General features: G+C 48.1%; 3 protein-coding genes. All 3 read left to right on the top strand.

The window, feature by feature from the left end; all coding sequences use genetic code 11:
* Positions 1-456: 456 nt before the first annotated feature.
* Positions 457-684: a helix-turn-helix transcriptional regulator gene (locus tag D1641_RS03810; protein ID WP_160663078.1), complete on the top strand. Its 228-nt coding sequence runs from the start codon at positions 457-459 to the stop codon at positions 682-684.
* A 79-nt stretch (positions 685-763) separates the two neighbouring features.
* Positions 764-1,111, top strand: coding sequence for a helix-turn-helix domain-containing protein (locus D1641_RS03805; protein WP_160663077.1), 348 nt, complete (start codon positions 764-766; stop codon positions 1,109-1,111).
* A 113-nt stretch (positions 1,112-1,224) separates the two neighbouring features.
* The coding region (locus tag D1641_RS03800; RefSeq protein ID WP_160663076.1) for an IS3 family transposase at positions 1,225-1,429 on the top strand (205 nt) is incomplete at its 3' end.

Below are 1,429 nucleotides of genomic sequence, written 5' to 3'. Positions count from 1 at the left end.
GCCGACAACAATTACATCGTACATGGGACGCACCCCGTTTTTCTAAAAGTTTGCTTTGATTATAACACAATTTCATGGCCGGTACAACGTAAGACAGGACTTTCTATTCAATGAAGATGAATTATAGGAGAACAGCGAGGTACGCCGGAGGGTACGCCACAAAACGTAGCTATGCCCGGAGAAATATCTTCCCATTGTAGAAGCCACTTTAGATGGGGCAATCAGAATGAAAGAGTAAGAGCTGTTGATTTCGAGGTCAATGGCTCTTATCCGTATGCCCTTATCTTCAGTGACAGATTACGGCCTGCGGTTGGCCCAGCACATTCACACGCAATAATCCCCGCCGCTCCCGCCGCTGGGCGTATTTTACCAGCTCACGGGCGTTGCCGGGGTGCCATGCGTAGGCAATCAGAAAGTCGCTGTTGTCCACCATTTTATCGGAAAGAGGGGTGTGCTATGGAAACGAAATATCGGGAGCAGTACATCCGCTTCGGATTGAAGGTGCAATACTACCGTAAATTGCTGGGGCTGACGCAGGAGGCGTTTGCAGATAAGATCGGGCGGTCATGGTCGTATGTCTCTAAAATTGAAAGCCCCACGCGGGTCTTTGGCGTGTCGATGGAAACGCTGTTCAAAATCGCGGATGTGCTGGAAGTTCCCGTTTCAAAGCTGTTTGAGGACTGAAAAAAGCCGCCCTGGACTGTGAACTGCACCCCATTTGTTAGAGAGTATGGTATACTACTAACAAGTGGGGTGATTTATTATGCCAAAAGGAGTAGCAAACAAACGGTATACGCCAGAGTTCAAGAAAAAGGTCATAGAAACTATGCTGCAGGAAAAATTAAGCTACAAAGAAACAGCCCGTAGATTTGGGACAGATGATAAACGAATTGCGGTATGGGAGAGAATCTATCTGGAGGAAGGGCCGGAAGGCTTTGCGTTGGAGCGGCGAGGACGTAGGAGTACCGGGCAGCCCCGGAAACTGGCAAAGGCAGTGGAAGAAGACTTATTAGCGGAGGTGCAGCGACTGCGGGCGGAGAACGACTACCTAAAAAACTTGCAAGCCTTGGTTTTGGAAGACGAGCGACGCCAGCGCAAAAAACGCAGGTAGTTCAAGAACTGAGGCAAAAACACAAACTGGAAATACTACTTTCAATTGCTCAACTACCCCGCGCAACATTCTACTATCATTTGAAACAAATGAATGGTCCAGATAAGTATGAAATGGAACAGGCAGAAATTACAGCCATATACCACGAAAACAAGGGACGATACGGCTACCGGCGGATTACAATAGAGCTGGATAGGCGTGGCATCCATTTGAACCACAAAACCGTTCGCCGCTTGATGAAAGAGTTGGGGCTGGTTTGTCGTGTTCGGATGAAAAAATATCGCTCTTACAAGGGAGAAACCGGGAAAATTGCACCGA

The sequence above is a fragment of the Colidextribacter sp. OB.20 genome (assembly GCF_009911595.1).
In the GTDB taxonomy this organism is placed as follows: Bacteria; Bacillota; Clostridia; order Oscillospirales; family Oscillospiraceae; genus Lawsonibacter.
The sequence above is the reverse complement of the archived record's forward strand: the minus strand, read 5'-3'. Positions and strand labels throughout refer to the sequence as shown.